This window comes from Aeromicrobium sp. WCS2018Hpa-31 (assembly GCF_031843905.1).
Lineage (GTDB): Bacteria > Actinomycetota > Actinomycetes > Propionibacteriales > Nocardioidaceae > Aeromicrobium.
The window spans coordinates 80,150-98,697 of record NZ_JAVTJF010000010.1 but is presented as its reverse complement, the minus strand read 5'-3'; the positions used below and the strand labels follow the sequence as shown (position 1 = coordinate 98,697).

The following is an 18,548-nucleotide window of genomic DNA, read 5'->3' as shown; positions in this document are numbered from 1 at the left end:
TGTAGCGCGCGCCCGTTCTCCCACCGCGATGAAAGCAATGTTCAGCGCACGCTGTACTATTCAGCACATGCTGACCACTGCTAGCCGTCTTGACGTGATGAACAGGTTGGGTCGGGCGATGGCCGACCCCACGCGCTCCCGCCTACTCATGGCCCTTCTGGAGGGCCCCGCCTACCCCGGCGACCTCGCCCGCGACCTAGACCTGACCCGGTCCAACGTGTCGAACCACCTCGCGTGCCTGCGCGACTGCGGCATCGTCGTAGCCGAACCCGAAGGCCGACACACGCGCTACGCCGTCGCTGACCCGCACCTCACCCGGGCTCTCACTGCGCTCATCGACGTCACCCTGGCCGTCGACGAGAGCGCACCCTGCATCGACCAGCAATGTGTCCTGCCCGGGTGTGGCACCCAAGGGGCCGGCGCCTGATGCTGACCTCCGCAGCGCAGGCCATCGGCCTGTTCATCGCCACCAACATCGACGACATCATCGTGCTGTCGCTGTTCTTCGCCCGAGGAGCTGGACGGCCCGGAACCACGTCGCGCATCCTGGCTGGGCAGTACCTGGGGTTCGCCGGCATCCTCGCCGCGGCAGTGCTCGTGTCGCTCGGCGCCGGAGCCTTCCTGCCCGAGGCCGCGATCCCCTACTTCGGCCTCATCCCGCTGGCCCTCGGCCTCTGGGCTGCATGGCAGGCATGGCGCGATGATGATGACGACGACGCCAAAGTCGCCGGCAAGGCCGTCGCAGTGTGGACCGTCGCCGCCGTCACCTTCGCCAACGGCGGCGACAACATCGGCGTCTACGTCCCCGTCTTCTTGAACGTGGGGCCCGCCGCGACAGCCGCCTACTGCGTCGTCTTCCTCGTCCTCGTCGCCGCCTTGGTGGTCGCAGCCAGGTTCGTTGCCACCCGACCCGGGATCGACGAAGTCCTCGAACGGTGGGAGCACATCCTGTTCCCGGTCGTCCTCATCGGCCTGGGCCTGGTCATCCTTTACAGCGGCGGAGCCTTCGGGCTCTGATGCTTCGCCTGGCCAGCGGTCGAGCACGTGCAGGTAGCGCGGGCCTAGTCGCCGTCACCCTCGACAAGAGAACGCTCCACCGCGCGCCGGTCACGCTCGAGTAGCGCTCGCCGACACGCCGCCCGACCGCTACCTGCCCCCGAGCTCCGCCCATCGCGTGCAGGCTGGAGCCATCGGCTCGGAGGCGCAGACGTGAAAGCGCCCCCCGGTCCGATCGGACCGGGGGGGCGCTTCGATGCGCCATAGGCGCGCCGTGAACCCACACTAAAAGCCGAACAGGCCCACCCGGGAGGGGGCCCTTCGTCGTGGCCGAATCAGCCCTTGAACTTCAGCGTGCCGACGCTGTAGCTCTTGCCGGCGGTGACCCTCTTGGTCTTGGACCCGTCGAAGGTGCGCCCGATGCCGCGCCAGGAGTCGAGGTTGACGCCGATGCGGTAGTTGCCCGACGCGAGGCCGCGGATGACGAACTTGCCGGAGGAACCCGTGTAGGCGGACCGCATGACGAGCGTGCCCTGGGTCGAGTAGACCGAGACGAGGAGCTCCTTGTTGCTCTTGCCCCCGGCGCGGGTGACCTTGCCCGAGATCGTGGCGCCCTTGGACGTCTTGGAGATGTTCGACGTCACCGATCGGTCGGGCAGGTTCACCGTCACGGCGCTGCCCGTGCCGGTGTGGCGGCACGCGTCGCGGTACATCCAGCCCTTGTAGCCCGCGGGAGGCTTCTTCCCGGCGCGCGGGAAGCCCTTCTCGATGGACTTCGCGTACTCGGCCTTCGCTCCGTTGACCGTCTTCCACTTCTCGTGACCCCGCTCGAGGCCCTTGTGGTACAGGTAGTTGTCCTTGTAGATGCTCGGGTACCAGGACGAGCACTGGGTCGTCCGTCCCACCTCCACGACGTACCGGCCCGGGCGCAGCCCGGCGAAGTCGCGGGTGCCCTTGGAGTCGACGAAGCCCGAGGCGACGATCGGCTGGTCGAGGAGCTTGGTGCCGGGCACGTACTCGCGCACGGTGGAGTACTTGTCCCAGCCGCTGAAGCCGGAGAACGTGGGGTCGGTGTCGAAGGTCAGCGTGTTCTTCGACTGGTCGAGGTTCGCGGAGACCGAGGCCATCGCGTCGGCGTCGCGGTCGGCGATCAGGTCGTCGTCCTTCGCGCTCGAGGTGTACTTGGTGGCGGCGTGGCAGTTGGCGTACTGGCCGGAGCCGCCGACGACCCCCTTGGTCTGCCCACCCGTGGGGAGGTACTCGACCAGGTAGCCGGTGGACCCCCCGGAGGTGCGCGGGACGAAGCTCGCGCTGTAGGTGCCGGCCGACGACGCCTTCGCCGAGCCGAACTCGTTGGCGCAGTACGGGACGTCGAGGGAACGCAGGTCCGACGCGCGAGTGGGCCGGGAGGCCGGCGGCGCGATGACGCGGACCTGGGCGCCGCTGGCACCCGGTCCGCTGAGGGCGCCGGAGACCGTGCCGTAACGGAAGTTGGCGGTGAAGTCGCCGTACTTCCCGACGACGGCGGTGGAGCCCTCGCGCACGCGGCCGCCGCCTCCGTAGGTCTTGCCGGTGCCGGCAGAGTCGCCGCGCCAGAACCACTCACGCGTCTGGCCGTCGACCAGCGCGCTGATGCTGAGGCGGTAGGGCGCCGACGAGCGGTTGTTGGTCCCGAGGCCGATCGGGATCGAGAAGCTGCGGCTGCCGTCGAGACGCACGTTCTGGGCCCGCCGCCACGTCAGGCCACTGGCGACCCAGCGGGTGATCTTGACGTCCGAGACGCCTGCCGTGGGACCTGTGACCGTGCCGCGCAGGACCCGGGTCTTCTGCCGACGCTCGAGCCGGACGGTGCGCTCGATGGCCGACGCCCCGCTGCGGTAGACCTTCAGGGTCCGGTTGAACGTGGTGCCGTCGGTGCCGGGAACGGCACCCAGGCCCGTGGGCGCAGGGTTCGCGGCGTCCTTCAGCCAGCGGACCTTGATGTAGCCGGTGGAGCCGGCCGGGATGGAGTACGACCAGGTGCGGAAGCTCGGCTTCTGCCCCAGGATCACCGCTGAGCCCTTGCAGGTGCGCGAACCGTTGCACTTGGCCGACACGTAGACGGGGTAGTGACCGGTGGAGTCCGTGCTCGATTCCACTGCGGCATACGTTCCCGTCACCGTGAGCCCGGACGACGCCTGGGCCGGTGCGCCGAAGGTCACCGCCACCAGACACGACAGGACCAGGCTGGTCAGGACGGCAAGCACGACTCGATGCACGAGAGTTCCCCCGAGAGATGACGACACGATCGCCTCACCCTAACAAGGATGAGGCGATCGAAGCGAAGCGCGCGTACCGGCCCCGACCGTGCAGCTCAGGAGCGGAAGTTCAGCGTGCCCACCGAGTAGCTGCGTCCCGCCTTCACCGTCTTGGAGTGAGTGCCCTTGTGGGTGCGTCCGATGCCGCGCCAGGAGTCGCCGTTGACGACGATCTTGTACTTGCCCGACGCCAGACCGCGGATCGTGAAGCGGCCGGACCGGTCGGAGAAGGCCGAGCGGAGGACGCGCGTGCCGTCGGAGGCGTAGGCCGTCACGAGAATCTCCTTGTTCGACTTGCCGCCCACGCGGGTGATGCGGCCGGAGATCGTGGCGCCCTTGGACAGGCTCATGGAGGTCCGCGCGGGCGAGTCGCCGACATCGACGATCTTCTGCGCACCCGAGGTGACGGTGGTGCACACCGGGCGGTACATCCAGCCCTTGTAGCCCTTGCCGGGGCTCTGCGGCACGTAGCCGTTCTGCCGCGAGATCACGTTGTAGGGGCGCGAGCCGTACTTGCCCTTGATGGTCTTCCAGCGCTCGGACTGGCGCTCCAGACCCTTGTGGTACAGGTAGTTGTCGGTATAGATGCTGCGGAACCAGCCCGAGCAGCTGGTGCGACGGCCGGACTCGAAGACGTACTTGCCCGGTCGCAGCCCGGTGAACGTGGCCTTCTTGTCGGTGCCGGCCCGCTTGGCCGCGACGATCGGGGAGTCGAGGGCCTTGCGGCCGGGCGCGTACTCGCGCAGCGTCACCCACCGGTCGCTGCCGTTGAGGCCGAAGGACGACGTGAGCGAGACGTCGAGCTCGGTCTCGTCCTGGTCGGTGGTCACGGCGGGGACGGTCTTCGTGGAGGCGCCGCCGAAGCCCAGGAGCCGGGAGGAGCCGCCGACGTACCCGGTGGCCTTGTGACAGCTGTCAACGACGTCGCCGCCGTCGACGATCACGGCACCGCGCTGGGATCCGGTGGGCTCGAAGGCCACCATGAAGCTCTGGGGGCCGCCATCGGGGCGTGGGACGAACCGCACCTGGTACTGGCCTCCGGAGACCTGGTCGTCGCCGAACTCGTTGCCGCAATAGGGGACGTCGAGGCTGCGGAGGTCCGAGGCGCGCGTGTACTTGACGGCGCTCGGGGACACGATGCGGACCTCGGCGTTGTTGGCGCCGGTGCCGGTGAGCGACCCCGTGACCGTGCCGTACGCGAAGTTCGCCGTGAAGTTGCCGCCCTTCTGGACGCGCACGATGCCGGACTCGCGGATCGTGCGCCCGCCGCCCGTGAACGCACCGCTGCCGGAGGTGCCGCCTCGCCAGAACCACTCGCGAGCGCTGCCGTCCACCGTGGCGCTGAGGCTCAGGCGGTACGCCTGGCCGGGGGCGTTGTTGCGACCGAGGCCGAACGAGCCGAGGTCGAAGGAGCCGTCGGACGCGACCTCGACGGCCTTCGTACGGGTGGTGCGCAGGCCCGAGACGGTCCAGAGCGTGACCTCGCGGTGGGTGACGCCGTCGGTGGAACCGGTGACGGTGCCGACGATCTTGCGGCTCGCGATGCGCTTCTCGAGCGTCATCGTGCGCCGGAAGACGGCCTTGTTGCTGGGGTCGACGGCGAGCGTGGCCGGGCGTACCTCGCCGGGCCCGATGCCGGTGGGCTGGTCCTGTGCCGCGTTGCTCCACGGCACGGTGACGTAGGCCGACTTGCCGCCCTTGATCGAGTAGCGGGCCGTGCCCGCTCCGGAGCCCTCGAACGTGGCCTTGCCGGAGCACGTCTTGGAGCCGAGGCAGCGCGCGAACACCTCCACGAAGCGCTGGGAACCCGACGCCTGCACCGCCGCGGTGCCTGCCGAGATGGAGACTCCTGTGGCGGCCGAGGCCGGCAGGGGTACAGCGACGAGCAGCGATCCGACGAGGCCGGACACTGCTGCGAGAACGAGACGACGCATTGGCCCCCGAGCCCTTCATTGCGTGGGATGACGGCTCAGGCTATCAACCCGTGGAGGTTTCAGTGGCCATTCGAGTCGAGTCGTCGCAGCGCACCGAGGACGGCGTCGCGGTCGGTGGTGCGCCACAGCGGTGGGAGCGAGGCAGCCAGGAACGATCCGTAGCGTGCCGTGACGAGTCGGGGGTCGAGCACCGCCACGACGCCCCGGTCGGTGGTGCGCCGGATCAGCCGGCCGGACCCCTGCGCCAGAAGCAGTGCGGCATGGCTGGCCGCCACGGTCATGAACCCGTTGCCGCCGCGCTTCTCGACGAGGCGCTGCCGTGCGCTCATGAGCGGGTCGTCGGGTCGCGGGAACGGGACGCGGTCGATGATCACGAGTCGGCAGGTGTCGCCCGGCAGGTCGATGCCCTGCCACAGGCTGAGCGTGCCGAACAGGCTGGTGCGCTCCTCCTCGGCGAAGCGCCGCGTCAGCTCGGACAGCTGTGCGTCGCCCTGGCAGAGGATCTCGTGGTCGGGAAGGCGCGTGCGCACTCCCTCGGCTGCGGCCTCGGCCGCACGTCGCGACGAGAACAGCCCCAGCGTCCGTCCGCCTGCGGACTCCAGCAGGGCCGCGATCTCGTCGAGCTGGGCGTCGGTGATGCCGTCGCGACCCGGCGGCGGCAGGTGCTTGGCGACGTAGAGGATGCCCTGGCGGCCGTAGTCGAACGGTGAGCCGACGTCGAGGCCGGTCCACACCTCGGTGTCACCCGGGCGGAGCCCGACGGCCGCGGCGACGGGGTCGAAGCCACCGCCGACGGTGAGCGTGGCGCTGGTGAGCACGACCGTCTTCTCCTCGAAGAGCTTGTCGCGCAGGCTGGCAGAGACGTCGACCGGAGCGACGTGCAGCACCGGCCCGCGGGTGTCGGAGAGCCACAGCACCTCCGTCTCGCGCAGGCTCGCCATGCGATCGGCGACGAGACGCACCTCCTCGAGTCCGGCCTTCGCCTGCTGGCGGGAGGCGTCGGCCTCGCCGTCGGACTTCTCGCGCGGGAAGGCGGACAGGCAGGCGCGGGCCATGTCGCGGACCCGCGCGAGCGCCTCGGCCAGCTCGTCGTCGAGCACGTCGATGCGGCCGACGTCGACACGGGCCAGGGCGGCCGCCAGGGCGTCGGCGGCCTCGTTGAGGTCGTCGGTCTCCCCGTCGGTGTGGGGACGGGCGCGCCGGGCGGCGCGCTCGATGCCCGCCGGGTCGAGGTCGGAGGTGGCGGCCTGCGTGACGCGGGCGGCGAGCTCGTGCGCCTCGTCGACCACCACGGCGTCGTACTCGGGGAGCATCGGCACGCCGTCGATCGCGTCGATGGCCAGGAGCGCGTGGTTGGTGACGACGACGTCGGCGTGCTGGGCGGACTCGCGGGCCAGCTCCGCGAAGCACTCCGCGGCGTGCGGGCAGCGTGTGGCACCCACGCACTCGCGGTGGTTGACGCTGACCTGCCGCCAGGCGCGATCGGTGTGCGACGGTGCGGACTCACGGTCGCCGTGCGCACCGTCGCCGCTTCCCGGCTTGCCCGCCAGGTCCTCGGCCCACTCGCGCAGCGCCAGCACCTCGGCGCCGAGGCTTCCCTCGGGCAGGTCGACGAGAGCACCCTGCTCGTCGGGCACGCCCTCGCGCACGCGGTGCAGGCAGGCGTAGTTGGCGCGCCCCTTCACGACGGCGTACGACGGCGTGGTGCCCATGGCCTCGCGTGCACCCGCGACCAGGGCCGGGAGGTCGCGCTGGACGAGCTGGTGCTGCAGCCCGAGCGTGGCGGTGGAGACCACCACGCGGTCCTGGTGGAGCAGGCTGGGCACGAGGTAGCCGAGCGACTTGCCGGTGCCCGTCCCGGCCTGGACCAGCAGGTGTCGACCGGAGCCGAGCGACTCCGCGACGGCCTCTGCCATGGCCACCTGACCTGGGCGTTCCGTGCCGCCGAGGGCGCCGACCGCGGCGTGCAGGACCTCGCGGACGCTGGGCTCGGCGGAGGGGCTGTCGGGCATGGTGGCGAGCCTAGACGGACGCCCTGCGCCGGTCCGGCCCCCGTCCACAGCCGAGTGCGCAGGTGCCGGCGTCGCCCAGCCTCAGAGCTCGTTGAGCTGGTGCGCGAGCTCGTCGGAGACGCGGGCGACGAGGTGCGTGCCGTCGGACGCGTGGTCGAGTGTCTCGATCTCACCGGTCTGGTGCACGAGGCTGAGCAGGTCGCCCCGGTCGTAGGGCACCACGACGTCCACCCGCGCCTCCGGGCGAGGCAGGTCCGCCTCGACCGCAGCGAGCAGCTCGTCGATGCCCTGGCCCGTCCGGGCACTCACCAGGACCGCGTGCGGCTCGCGGGCGAGCAGCTGCTTGACCATCATCGGGTCGGCGGCGTCGGCCTTGTTGAGCACGATGATCTCCGGGACGCCGGTCGCGTCGATCTCGGCGAACACCTCGCGGACCGCGGCGATCTGCCCCTCCGGGTCGGGATGGGACGCATCGACGACGTGCAGCACCAGGTCGGACTCGGCCACCTCCTCCAGCGTGGAGCGGAACGCCTCGACGAGCTGGTGCGGCAGGTGACGCACGAAGCCGACGGTGTCGGACATCGTGTACACACGTCCGTCGCTGGCCTGGGTCTTGCGGGTGGTGGGGTCGAGGGTCGCGAACAGGGCGTCCTCGACGAGCACGCCGGCACCGGTCAACCGGTTGAGCAGGCTCGACTTGCCGGCGTTGGTGTAGCCGGCGATGACGACGGCGGGCACGGCGTTGCGCCGACGCTGGGCCTTCTTGATGTCGCGCGTGGTGCGCAGCGCCTTGAGCTCACGGCGCAGCTTGGCCATCTTGGCCTGGATGCGACGGCGGTCGGTCTCGAGCTTGGTCTCACCGGGGCCACGGCCACCGATGCCCTCACCGCCGGCGGCACGGCCACCGGCCTGGCGCGACAGGTTGCCACCCCAGCCGCGCAGACGCTGGGTCTGGTACTGCAGCTGGGCCAGCTCGACCTGCGCCTTGCCCTCCGCCGACTTCGCGTGCTGGGCGAAGATGTCGAGGATCAGGGCGGTGCGGTCGACGACCTTGACCTTGGTGCGGTCCTCGAGGTTGCGCAGCTGGCTGGGGGCGAGCTCGCCGTCGCAGATGATCGTGTCGGCACCGGTGGCCTGCACGGCGGCCGTGAGCTCCTCGACCTTGCCGCTGCCGATGAAGGTGGCCGCGTCGGGTCGCTGACGGCGCTGGAGCAGCGCGTCGAGCACCTCCGAGCCCGCGGTCTCGGCGAGCAGCTTGAGCTCGGCCAGGGAGTTCTCGGCGTCCTCGGCCGATCCGTCCGTCCACACACCCACGAGGACGACGCGCTCGAGCCGCAGCTGGCGGTACTCGACCTCGGTGATGTCCTCGAGCTCGGTGCGCAGACCGGCGACGCGGCGCAGCGACTGGCGCTCCGCCAGCTCGAGCCCCTCGTGGGCGCCCTCGGTGGCCCGCTGCGACTCCGCGTCGACGTCGGGTCCGGGGGTGGGGGTAGATCGACTCATGCCATCCATTCCATGTCGCCACGGGCGACGATCTCGGCGGGACCGGCCAGCAGCACGCGGCCGTCCGCGGTCCAGGTGACGCGGACCGTGCCGCCGGGCACGTCCACGCGATAGGTCGTGGGCAGGGTGTCGGCCTGCACCGAGGCGGTCGCGACAGCAGCGGCACAAGCGCCGGTGCCGCAGGACCGCGTCTCGCCGGAGCCGCGCTCGTGCACCCGCATCGCGATGTGGTGGTCACCGCGGACGTCGACGAACTCGATGTTCACGCCGTCGGGGTACACCCGCGTGTCGTACTCGGGCTCGGTGAGCAGGGAGCCCGCGTCGTCGAGCCGGTCGACGAAGGCGACGGCGTGCGGGTTGCCGGTGCGGACGCCGACGGCCTCCCAGGCGCGCCCGTCGACGACGACCTTGCTGCCCTCGACGAACGTCGCGCCGCCCATGTCGACGACGTAGTCGTCGCCGTCGAGCGTGACGATCTTGTCGCCGTCGCGGGTCCCGACCACGACCGGCTCGCCCTCGGGCACGAGTCCTTCGTCGAGCAGATGCCGGGCGAAGACGCGGACGCCGTTGCCGCACATCTCGCTGACGGTGCCGTCGGCGTTGCGGTAGTCCATGAACCACTCCCCCGCGCTGGCGGCGGCCTGAGGCTCGTCGAGCGCGGCCGACCGCACCACGCGGAGCACGCCGTCGGCGCCGATGCCGCTGCGTCGCGCGCACAGCGCGGCCACGAACGCGGGATCGAGGTCGCCGTGCACCGTGCCGTCGTGGTCGGGGAGCAGGACGAAGTCGTTCTCGGTGCCGTGCCCCTTGAGCCAGGGGAAAGTCATGACACCAGTCTACGGCCGCGGGCCCGACGGATCCGCGGCGTCGCCGGGCTCCCCGCCCCGTGCCACGTGGTCCAGCGCACGGGCCAGCAGGTCGGGCTCGTCGTGGGGCAGCCAACGCACCCGTGGGTCCTGGTGGAACATCCGGTCCTGTCGCCGGGCGAACGCGCGGGTGCCCCGCACGGTCTCGGCGCGGGCCTCCTCGTCGCTCAGCTCACCACGGAGCAGCGCGAGCACCTGCTGGTAGCCGATGGAGCGCGACGCCGTGGGCGAGCCGTCGATCCCGGCATCGAGCAGGCCGCGCACCTCCTCGACGAGTCCCTGCTCCCACATGGCATCGACCCGACGCACGATGCGCTCGTCGAGCACCGGACGCGGGACGTCGAGCCCGAGCAGGGTCACGCGTCGGTAGATCGAGCGGTGAGCCGGAAGGCTCGCGACGAACGGTCGGCCGGTCATCTCGGTGACCTCCAGTGCGCGTACGAGCCGGCGGCCGTTCGAGGGGAGCACCTGGTCGGCAGCCTCGGGAGCCACCCGCCGCAGCTCGGCGTGCAACGCCTCGGCCCCCTCGGTCTCGAGCCGACGCTGGTAGCGCTCGCGCACCTCGGGGTCCGTGCCGGGGAACTCGAAGTCGTCGATCACGGCCCTCACGTACAGCGACGACCCGCCGACGAGCACCGGCGTCACGCCACGACGCAGACAGTCCTCGATCGTGGCGCGGGCGTCGCGCTGGAAGGTCGCCACCGACGTCGCCTCGTGCACGTCGAGCACGTCGAGCAGGTGGTGCGGGACGCCGCGCCGCTCGGCCTCGGTGACCTTCGCGCTGCCGATGTCCAGGCCACGGAACAGCTGCACGGCGTCGGCGTTGACCACCTCTCCACCGAGGGCGAGCGCCAGGTCGACCGCCAGCGCCGACTTGCCCGACGCCGTCGGACCGACGACGACCACGATGCGATCGAGGCTGCTCACCCGTGGAGTCTTTCAGTAGCCTCGGGGCAAGCGGGGCAGTGCGCCCCTGGACCGAGGAGAGATCTGATGGGCTTCCTGGACAAGCTGAAGAAGAACGCCCCCGAGCTCAAGGCGAAGGCCGCCGAGCTGGCGAAGACCCAGAACGACAAGATCGACCAGGGCATCGACAAGGCCGCCGGTCTCGCCGACAAGGCGACCAAGGGCAAGTACACCGGCAAGATCGACGGCGCGGCCGGCAAGGCGAAGGATGCCGCCGACAAGCTCGCCGAGGAGGACAGGGGCGGCGGATCAGCCGGACCCCGCGGCCGCGCCTGAGCCTGAGCTAGGAGACGTTCCACTCGGCGACGAACCAGCCGACGCCGAGCGGGGCGTCGTCGAGGTGCAGTCGCGCCTCGACCCCTGCGCGGTCGACCGTGACGCCGTCGACCGGCGCACCCTCGGAGGCGTGCAGTCGAGCGGACACGGCATCGCCCACCGTTCGCCAGGCCCGTGCCCCTGCGCACAGCAGGGAGTCCGCGAGCTCGAGGTCGATGCCGCCCAGCGCATCGGCGTCGCCGTCGGCCAGAGCCGCGGCGATCGTGGCGTCGAACGGCTCGGCCCGATCGTCGAGGTGTCCGGGCGCGCGCTCGGAGCGCCGGGCCGAGCCGTCGGCCAGGACCAGCACGGCGGCGTCGTCGAGGTCGGACGCGTGCACCTCGTGCACGTACGCGCGCGAGCCCGTCCAGCCTGCTTGGTCGAGCAGCCACGCACCGACGGTGTGGGCCAGCCCGAGCCCGGCGTCGGGGCCGCCCGCGGTCACGTCGATCCCGTGCGGCGCCAGCGAGCCGCCGGCACGCTCGTCCGCCGGAGCCGGCGGTGCGTCGGGCCCGACCACGAGGACGCGGGCCGGGGCGTCGTCGACGAGCCTGCGGACGGCGGCGAGCGCCTCGACCCGCACCGCCTCCATCTCGACGACGTCACCGACGAGAGCCCCTGCGGCGAGCAGGGGCGAGCAGGGGCAGAACACGACGCTGGGCACGGGGCGAGCGTAGGCGGTGCGCGCTCGACCCGCCGGACGAGCGCCCCCGTGGCACCATGACCTGGTGCCCGCCTACCTGCCCGACGAGGACGCGTGGCGGTACGACCTGCCGCCGGTGTCTCCCGGGTGGCGGTGGATGGCCCTCCTGGCCCCGCTGGTCGCGCTCGCCGTGGCTGCGGCCGCCACGTTCTCCCTGCTGCACTCCCTCGAGGAGGACGAGCGCGGCTACCTCGACGACCCCGAGGTCACCGGCGTCGTCACCATCGCCTGCGCGATCATGAGGTCGACCGTGGAAGGACTCCGGGTCGGCGGGCCGCCGCGACGGCAGGCCGCCGTGCTGGCCGACCAGAACCTCGCGGTCGAGCGAATGATCGACACGGTGCGCCGCATCGACGCTGCAGACCGACGGTCCGACCGCCCCCTGGACGCGTGGCTCGAGGACTGGGACAACCTCCTGCGTGCACGTGACCGCTACGCCCGTCAGGTGAGCACCGGCTTCGACGCGACCTTCCGCGTGCCCACCGGACCCGACGACCGTCCGGTCGTCGAGCGGATGGACCGCGCCGCCGACGGCACCTGCCGCGTGCCCGACGTGCTCGTCGATCCGTTCTCCGCCGGCGACCAGGACGTCTGACGCCGCAGCGCTCGAGCGCGCCGGCACCTACGCCTGGGCGGCCTTCGCCTCGGCCTTCTTGGCCTTCTTGAACTGCCGGACCTTCTGCAGCGAGTCGGCGTCCACGACGTCGGCGACCGAGCGGTAGCCCTTCTTGGCGTAGTCGCCCGAGGCCTTCGTCCAGCCGCGCGGCTTCACGTCGAGCTGCTTGGCCAGCAGGGCCGTGAAGATCTTCGCCTTCTGCTCGCCGTAGCCCGGCAGGGCGGTGAGCCGCTTCATGAGCACCGGTGCGCTGCCGACGTCGGACCAGATGCGCGCGGCGTCGCCGTCGTACTCGTCGACCACGACCTTGGCGAGCGCCTGCACGCGCCCGGCCATGGACCGGCCGTAGCGGTGGATGGCCGGCGGGGTGGCGCAGAGGTCGGCGAAGGCGTCGGGCTCGGCGTCGGCGATGGCCGCCGGGTCGAGCGTGCCGAAGCGCTCGAGGATCTTGGCCGGCCCGCGGAACGCGTGCTCCATCGGGTACTGCTGGTCGAGCAGCATGCCCACGAGGAGCGCGAACGGGTCGTCGCTGAGCACGCGGTCGGCTGCGGGGTCCTGCGCGATCGTCACCATGGACCCATCATCCCAGGTCGAGCGGACCGCGACGGGGCGTGGCGGGTCAGACCGGCTCGGTGAGGGCGAGGAGCATCCGGGGCAGGGTCGTGCGCAGCGTGTCGATGTCGACCGGACGGTCGTCGACGAGCGAGCTCAGCACCATGGCGTCCCACATGCCCATGAGGATCACGCTGACGTCCTTGACGTCGAGGGTGAGGCGCAGTCCCACCGCGTCGAGGGCGACCGTGAGGACGTCGGAGATGCCGTCGATGACCTCGTGCCACCAGCCGACGAACACGTCGCCGCCGACGTCACCGCGCAGTCCGCGCGTCTGCAGCTCGAGGTGGAGCAGGAACATGTCGAGGTCCGGCGGCTGCAGCAGCACGAAGCGCTCGAGGATGGCCCCGGCGGCCTCCTCCGGCTGCAGCCCAGCGAGCGTGGAGGGCTCGGCCGCCTCGCGCAGGGTCTTCAGGATGGCCTCCTTCTCCCGCATGACCAGGGCGACGACGAGATCGTCCTTGGACTCGAAGTTGGAGTAGAAGGCGCCGCGGGTGTAGCCGGCCTCCTCGCACAGCCGCTCCACCGAGACGCCCTGGAGTCCCTCGCGCACCAGCAGGGTGCGCGCAGCATCGAGCAGGCGCTCGCGCGTGGCGGCGCGTCGTCGGGACACGGGATCCGGGCTCGCGGCAGACGTGGTGGACACGACACTCACGATACATTGCTGTATCGGATACAGAAACGTATCGTTGCTCTCATGTCCACGTACCTCTACGAGCTGGGGCGCCGCTCGTTCGTCCACCACACGCGCGTCCTGCTCGCGTGGATCCTGGTGGTGATGATCGGCGCCGGCGCCGCGCTCACCCTCGGCGACGGCACGCGCGACGAGTTCGACATCCCCGGCTCGGAGGCCAACGACGCGTTCGCCGACCTCGGCCGCACCTTCCCCGAGCTGGCCGGCCTGTCCGCCTACGTCGTGGTGGTGGCGCCGGACGGCACCTCCATCGACTCCGAGAAGTCACGCGCCCTCGTGGAGCGAACCGTCGCCGACCTCGAGCGCGTGGAGGGCGTCACCGACGTGACCTCGCCGTACGACGAGATGGCCCGCGACGCCTCGATCTCGAAGGACGACAGCGCGGCCCAGGTGCAGGTCCAGCTGTCGGGCGGCTTCGAGAACGTGACCGAGAAGCTGAAGACCGACCTGCAGGACACCGGCTCGAGCCTGGAGGACGCCGGCTACACGGTGGCCTTCGGCGGTGACGCCTTCTCCAACACCGGGCCCAAGCTCTCGATCATCGAGATCATCGGCGTCGTCGTCGCGCTTTTCGTGCTCTACCGGATGTTCCGGTCGTGGCGTGCGGCGTTCCTGCCCATCATCACCGCCCTCGTGGGCGTGATCGTGTCGATGGAGCTGATCTGGACGGCCACGGGCTTCCTGTCGGTCTCGTCGACCGCTCCCCTCCTGGCCCTCATGATCGGGCTCGCCGTCGGCATCGACTACGCCTTGTTCATCCTGTCGCGGCACCGCGAGCTGATGAGCGAGGGCGTGCCCGCGGAGGAGGCGGCCGCCCGGTCCGTCGCCACCGCCGGCTCCGCCGTGGTCTTCGCCGGCGTGACCGTCATGATCGCGCTCGTGGGCCTCGCCGTGGCCCGCATCCCCTTCCTCACCGTCATGGGCATCGGGGGTGCGCTCGCCGTGGCCGTCGCGGTCGCCGTGGCGCTCACCCTGCTGCCGGCGCTGCTCGGCCGCGCCGGCGACCGGCTCAAGGCGAAGGAGGGTGAACGTCCCCCGGGCGGGTTCTCCCGACGTTGGGTCCTGCTGACCACCAAGTTCCCCGCCGTGGCCATGGTGCTCGTGGTCGGCATCCTGGCCATCGCCACCCTGCCCGTGAAAGACCTGCAGCTGGCCCTGCCCGACAACGGCACCGAGCCGGTCGGCACGCCGCAGCGCGACTCCTACGACCTGGTCGACGAGTACTTCGGCCCCGGCTACAACGGTCCGCTGCTGGTCACCCTCGACGTGATCACCTCGCGCGATCCGCTCGGGGTGGTCGACGACGTCGAGAAGGACCTGCGCGCGACCCCGGGCGTCGAGCAGATCGGCCTGGCCACGCCGAACCGGACTGCCGACACCGCCGTCGTGCAGGTGATCCCGTCGACCGGCCCGGCCGACGCCGCCACGGCGGACCTCGTGGACCGCATCCGGGCAGAGGCGCCGCGCTGGGAGAAGGAGCACGGCGTCGCCGTGTCGGTCACCGGTCTCACCGCCGTCGGCATCGACGTCTCCGAGCGGCTGCAGGGGGCGCTGCTGCCCTTCGGCGTGCTCGTGGTGGGTCTGTCGGTGCTGCTCCTCATGGTGGTGTTCCGCTCGGTCCTCGTGCCGGTCAAGGCGACGTTGGGCTTCATCCTCTCCACGGGTGCGGCGTTCGGGGCCGTGGTCGCGGTGTTCCAGTGGGGCTGGTTCGCCGACCTCGTCCACCTCGACCAGACCGGCCCGCTCATCTCCTTCCTGCCGATCCTGCTGATGGCGGTGCTGTTCGGCCTGTCCATGGACTACGAGGTCTTCCTCATGTCGCGCATGAAGGAGGAGTACGTGCGCACCGGCGACGCCGACCGCGCGATCATCGACGGCTTCGTCGGCAGCTCACGTGTGGTCACGGCCGCGGCGGTGATCATGCTGGCCGTGTTCGCCGCCTTCGTCCCCGAGGGCGACGTGAACATCAAGCCGATCGCGTTCGCACTGGCCATCGGCGTGTTCGCCGACGCCTTCCTCGTGCGCATGCTCTTCGCCCCGGCGGTCATGCGCTACGCCGGCGACCGGGCGTGGTGGATGCCCGCGCGGCTCGCGAAGGTCCTCCCCCACGTCGACGTCGAGGGCGAGGCCCTGCACCGCAGGGTCGAGCTGGAGTCGTGGGCGCGCCGCGACCCCACCGCGGCCGTCTCCGCTGCCGGACTGACGCTGCAGACGCCGGAGGGCTTCGTCTACAACGACGTCACCCTCGAGGTGCCGGCCGGCGACTGGCTGGTCGTGCACGGCCCCAGCGGCAGCGGCAAGACCGCCCTGCTGCTCACGATCGCAGGCCGCATGGCCTTCGACGAGGGCCGGTTGCGCGTGGCCGGGCACCTGCTCCCGCAGGAGTCTCCGGCCGTCCGCGAGACCGTGGCCCTCGCCGAGTTCCGCGACGTGAACGACCTCGACCCCAACCTGACCGTGGACCAGCACATCGCCGAGCGGCTCTCCATCCGCACGTTCGGGCTGTGGGTCTCGCGGTCGAAGGTGACACCCGTGCGGAACTCGATGAACCGCGCGCTGGAGGCGGCCCACGACGAGGCGGGCCTGCCCTTCCAGGAGGTCGCCGGCACCAGGCTGGTGTCCGAGCTGACCCGCCTGGAGCGCAAGACGCTCGGGGTCGTGCTGGCGCTGCTGGCCGACCCACAGGTCGTGGTCGTCGACGACGCCGACGACCTGCGCGCCACCGAGCACATCGACCTGCTGTGGTCGACGCTCGCCCAGCTCCTGGAGCACCGGTCGACCGCGCTCGTCGCGGGCGTCCAGGCCGCGTCGTCCGCCCCTGCCCAGAACTCCTCGACACCGTCCCCTCGGCTCCACCTGCTGGAGCTCGACACCCGTCGCACCCTCGATGAGCTGATGATCTGATGTTCCCCTCCCCGTCCCTGCCCTGGTTCGAGCTCGCGCGGTTCCGCCGCAGCCGGATCACCCGCGCCGCCGTGCTCGCGGTGGCGATCGTGCCGCTGTTCTACGGCGCCCTCTACATCTGGGCCAACCTCGACCCCACCGGGCGGCTCGACAACGTCCAGGCCGCCGTCGTCAACGAGGACGAGATGATCGAGGTGGCCGGTCAGGACGGTGAGAAGCAGCCCGTCGCCGTCGGCCGCGAGCTGGCCGCGAACCTGATCGGCGACGACTCGCGGAACAACTACGACTGGCTGCTCACCGACGCGGCCGACGCCCGCGCCGGGCTGGCGGACGGCACGTACAAGGCCGTGCTGACCATCCCGAAGGACCTGTCGAAGGCGGCCACCTCCACGAGCGGCGACCCGTCCGCGGCGGTGCAGGGTCGGCTCGACCTCAAGACCAACGACGCCGTGAACTTCGTCAACGGCCAGATCGCCGACCGCATCCTCGACGCCGCCAAGTCCTCGCTCAACGCCCAGGTGACCGAGACGTACCTGGGCAACCTCTACCTCGGGTTCACCGACATCAAGGCGTCCCTGGAGGAGGCCGCCGACGGCGCCGGGCAGCTGGCCGACGGTGCCGGAGAGCTGACCGACGGCGCGAACCAGCTGAGCGACGGGACGGCGCAGCTGGCCGACGGGGCCACGACGCTCGCGGAAGGCACGCGTCGGCTCGCCACGGGAGCGAACCAGCTGGACGACGGCGTCGGACAGCTCGCCGGTGGGCTCGGCCAGCTCGAGGACCGCACGGCTCCCCTGCCCGGCCAGACCGAACGGCTCGCCGACGGTGCCGAGCAGGTGGCCACCGGCGTCGCCGGGTTCGACCGGATCGTGCAGCAGGTCACGGGTGCCATCTCCGGCAGCACCGACGAGATCGACCAGCGGCTCGGGACGCTGGAGCAGAGCCTGCGCGACGCGGCCACCACGTGCCGCGAGAGCGGTGCACCCGCCGCGCAGTGCTCGGACCTCGACGCCGCGGCCGACTCCGCCGCCACGGCTCGCACCCAGCTCGACGGACTCGTCGGGCAGGCAGGGACGATCGGTGAGCAGTCGGCGGCACTGAGCCGGGGCGCTCGCCAGGTCGCCGACGGCAACCGCGAGCTCGCCGACAACGTTCCCGCCCTCGTCGGGGCGATCGGTGACGCCGCCGACGGCGCCGACCGCCTTCGCTCCGGCACCTCCCAGCTGGCCGACGGCGCCGAGGATGCCGCCACCGGTGCCGATCGCCTGGCCGACGGAGCCGGTCAGCTCACCGACGGGGCGAACCAGCTGGCCGACGGCGCGGGCGCGCTGCGCGACGGTGCTCTGGAGCTGCAGTCGGGGCTCAGCGACGGCAGCGAGCAGGTCCCGGACTACACCGAGGACGAGCGCGACCAGCTGGCCAAGACCGCGGCCACGCCGGTGACCGACGCCGCCGACCGGCTGAACAAGGTCTCGTCCTACGGCGAGGGACTCGCGCCCTACTTCATGGCCCTGGCGCTGTGGGTCGGTGCGATGTCGATCTACCTGCTCCTACGGCCGCTCTCGGCGCGCGCCGTCGCGTCGGCCGCCGGCAGCATGCGCACGGCCCTGGCCGGGTTCGTCCCCGGTGCCGCGCTGTCCCTCGTGCAGGCCGTGCTGCTGGTGGGCGTGCTGCTCGGGGTGGTCGGCGTCGGTGCCTCGCAGCCGTGGCTGCTGCTCGGTCTCGCCGTGCTCACCGGCCTGGTCTTCACGGCCATCAACCAGACGTTCATCGCCTGGTTCGGCGGGGCTGGACGATTCCTCGCGATCGTCTTCGTCTGCCTGCAGCTCACGGCCGCGGGCGGCACGTACCCGATCGAGACCTCACCGTCGTTCTTCGGGTTCCTGCACTCGTTGCTCCCGATGACCTATGCGGTCCACGGGTTCCGGGCGGCCACCGCCGGTGGGACGCAGGGCGTCGCGTTCGACGCGTTCGTCCTCGTGGTCTTCGCACTGCTGGCCCTGGGCGCCACGGCGCTGGCGGCGAGGCGGCGGCAGCGGGTCTCGATCACGAGACTGCACCCGACCCTGCAGGTCTGATCGGTCTGCGAGGCACGGCGATCTCAGCCGCGCACGGGTTGCTACCCGTGCG

The 18,548-nt window shown here is 71.3% G+C and carries 15 protein-coding genes; 6 read left to right on the top strand and 9 right to left on the bottom strand.

Going from position 1 to position 18,548, the window contains the following annotated elements:
* Positions 1-67 precede the first annotated feature (67 nt).
* Complete coding sequence (locus RQG84_RS14085; RefSeq protein ID WP_068123217.1) at positions 68-427, top strand: helix-turn-helix transcriptional regulator; 360 nt, start codon at positions 68-70, stop codon at positions 425-427.
* Positions 424-1,017, top strand: coding sequence for a cadmium resistance transporter (locus RQG84_RS14080; protein ID WP_311210579.1), 594 nt, complete (start codon positions 424-426; stop codon positions 1,015-1,017). The genes RQG84_RS14085 and RQG84_RS14080 overlap by 4 nt, the downstream gene beginning before the upstream one ends.
* Positions 1,018-1,331: 314 nt before the next feature.
* On the opposite strand, the gene RQG84_RS14075 is transcribed toward RQG84_RS14080, so the two are convergent.
* From RQG84_RS14075 to miaA, 6 genes are all read right to left on the bottom strand, one after another.
* Positions 1,332-3,242 carry a carboxypeptidase-like regulatory domain-containing protein gene (locus RQG84_RS14075; protein ID WP_311210505.1) on the bottom strand — a complete coding sequence of 637 codons (1,911 nt, stop codon included), beginning with the start codon at positions 3,240-3,242 and terminating at the stop codon, positions 1,332-1,334.
* Between the two features lie 107 nt (positions 3,243-3,349).
* On the bottom strand, positions 3,350-5,227 hold the full coding sequence (locus tag RQG84_RS14070; RefSeq protein WP_311210504.1) for a carboxypeptidase-like regulatory domain-containing protein: 1,878 nt from the start codon (positions 5,225-5,227) through the stop codon (positions 3,350-3,352).
* Positions 5,228-5,286: 59 nt separating this feature from the next.
* Positions 5,287-7,239, bottom strand: coding sequence for an ATP-dependent DNA helicase (locus tag RQG84_RS14065; protein WP_311210503.1), 1,953 nt, complete (start codon positions 7,237-7,239; stop codon positions 5,287-5,289).
* 81 nt (positions 7,240-7,320) lie between these two features.
* Positions 7,321-8,742: a GTPase HflX gene (gene hflX, locus RQG84_RS14060; RefSeq protein WP_056554285.1), complete on the bottom strand. Its 1,422-nt coding sequence runs from the start codon at positions 8,740-8,742 to the stop codon at positions 7,321-7,323.
* Entirely contained in the window at positions 8,739-9,569 is an 831-nt protein-coding gene (dapF, locus tag RQG84_RS14055) for a diaminopimelate epimerase (RefSeq protein WP_311210502.1), read from the bottom strand. Before dapF ends, hflX begins: the two co-directional genes overlap by 4 nt.
* 9 nt (positions 9,570-9,578) lie before the next feature.
* On the bottom strand, positions 9,579-10,535 hold the full coding sequence (gene miaA, locus RQG84_RS14050) for a tRNA (adenosine(37)-N6)-dimethylallyltransferase MiaA (protein WP_311210501.1): 957 nt from the start codon (positions 10,533-10,535) through the stop codon (positions 9,579-9,581).
* A 66-nt stretch (positions 10,536-10,601) separates the two neighbouring features.
* On the opposite strand from miaA, the gene RQG84_RS14045 reads away from it, so the two are divergent.
* Complete coding sequence (locus RQG84_RS14045; RefSeq protein ID WP_311210500.1) at positions 10,602-10,850, top strand: antitoxin; 249 nt, start codon at positions 10,602-10,604, stop codon at positions 10,848-10,850.
* A 7-nt stretch (positions 10,851-10,857) separates the two neighbouring features.
* Here the strand turns inward: RQG84_RS14045 and RQG84_RS14040 are convergent, their stop codons facing one another.
* Entirely contained in the window at positions 10,858-11,553 is a 696-nt protein-coding gene (locus tag RQG84_RS14040) for a hypothetical protein (RefSeq protein ID WP_311210499.1), read from the bottom strand.
* Between the two features lie 64 nt (positions 11,554-11,617).
* On the opposite strand from RQG84_RS14040, the gene RQG84_RS14035 reads away from it, so the two are divergent.
* A complete protein-coding gene (locus RQG84_RS14035; RefSeq protein WP_311210498.1) occupies positions 11,618-12,187 on the top strand; it encodes a hypothetical protein in 570 nt (189 codons plus the stop codon).
* Between the two features lie 27 nt (positions 12,188-12,214).
* Here the strand turns inward: RQG84_RS14035 and RQG84_RS14030 are convergent, their stop codons facing one another.
* Together RQG84_RS14030 and RQG84_RS14025 are read right to left on the bottom strand one after the other, a co-directional pair.
* Complete coding sequence (locus RQG84_RS14030; RefSeq protein ID WP_311210497.1) at positions 12,215-12,781, bottom strand: HhH-GPD-type base excision DNA repair protein; 567 nt, start codon at positions 12,779-12,781, stop codon at positions 12,215-12,217.
* A gap of 46 nt (positions 12,782-12,827) precedes the next feature.
* Positions 12,828-13,466, bottom strand: coding sequence for a TetR/AcrR family transcriptional regulator (locus RQG84_RS14025; protein WP_311210496.1), 639 nt, complete (start codon positions 13,464-13,466; stop codon positions 12,828-12,830).
* Positions 13,467-13,517: 51 nt separating this feature from the next.
* On the opposite strand from RQG84_RS14025, the gene RQG84_RS14020 reads away from it, so the two are divergent.
* Positions 13,518-16,418 carry an MMPL family transporter gene (locus RQG84_RS14020; RefSeq protein WP_311210495.1) on the top strand — a complete coding sequence of 967 codons (2,901 nt, stop codon included), beginning with the start codon at positions 13,518-13,520 and terminating at the stop codon, positions 16,416-16,418.
* Entirely contained in the window at positions 16,418-18,496 is a 2,079-nt protein-coding gene (locus RQG84_RS14015; protein WP_311210494.1) for a YhgE/Pip domain-containing protein, read from the top strand. Before RQG84_RS14020 ends, RQG84_RS14015 begins: the two co-directional genes overlap by 1 nt.
* Positions 18,497-18,548: the final 52 nt, after the last annotated feature.

Coding starts and splice junctions, on each gene's coding strand:
- dapF (WP_311210502.1), bottom strand. CDS start 9,569: ATGACTTTCCCCTGGCTCAAGGGGCACGGCACCGAGAACGACTTCGTC.
- RQG84_RS14065 (WP_311210503.1), bottom strand. CDS start 7,239: ATGCCCGACAGCCCCTCCGCCGAGCCCAGCGTCCGCGAGGTCCTGCAC.
- RQG84_RS14070 (WP_311210504.1), bottom strand. CDS start 5,227: ATGCGTCGTCTCGTTCTCGCAGCAGTGTCCGGCCTCGTCGGATCGCTG.
- RQG84_RS14045 (WP_311210500.1), top strand. CDS start 10,602: ATGGGCTTCCTGGACAAGCTGAAGAAGAACGCCCCCGAGCTCAAGGCG.
- hflX (WP_056554285.1), bottom strand. CDS start 8,742: ATGAGTCGATCTACCCCCACCCCCGGACCCGACGTCGACGCGGAGTCG.
- RQG84_RS14030 (WP_311210497.1), bottom strand. CDS start 12,781: ATGGTGACGATCGCGCAGGACCCCGCAGCCGACCGCGTGCTCAGCGAC.
- RQG84_RS14015 (WP_311210494.1), top strand. CDS start 16,418: ATGTTCCCCTCCCCGTCCCTGCCCTGGTTCGAGCTCGCGCGGTTCCGC.
- RQG84_RS14085 (WP_068123217.1), top strand. CDS start 68: ATGCTGACCACTGCTAGCCGTCTTGACGTGATGAACAGGTTGGGTCGG.
- RQG84_RS14020 (WP_311210495.1), top strand. CDS start 13,518: ATGTCCACGTACCTCTACGAGCTGGGGCGCCGCTCGTTCGTCCACCAC.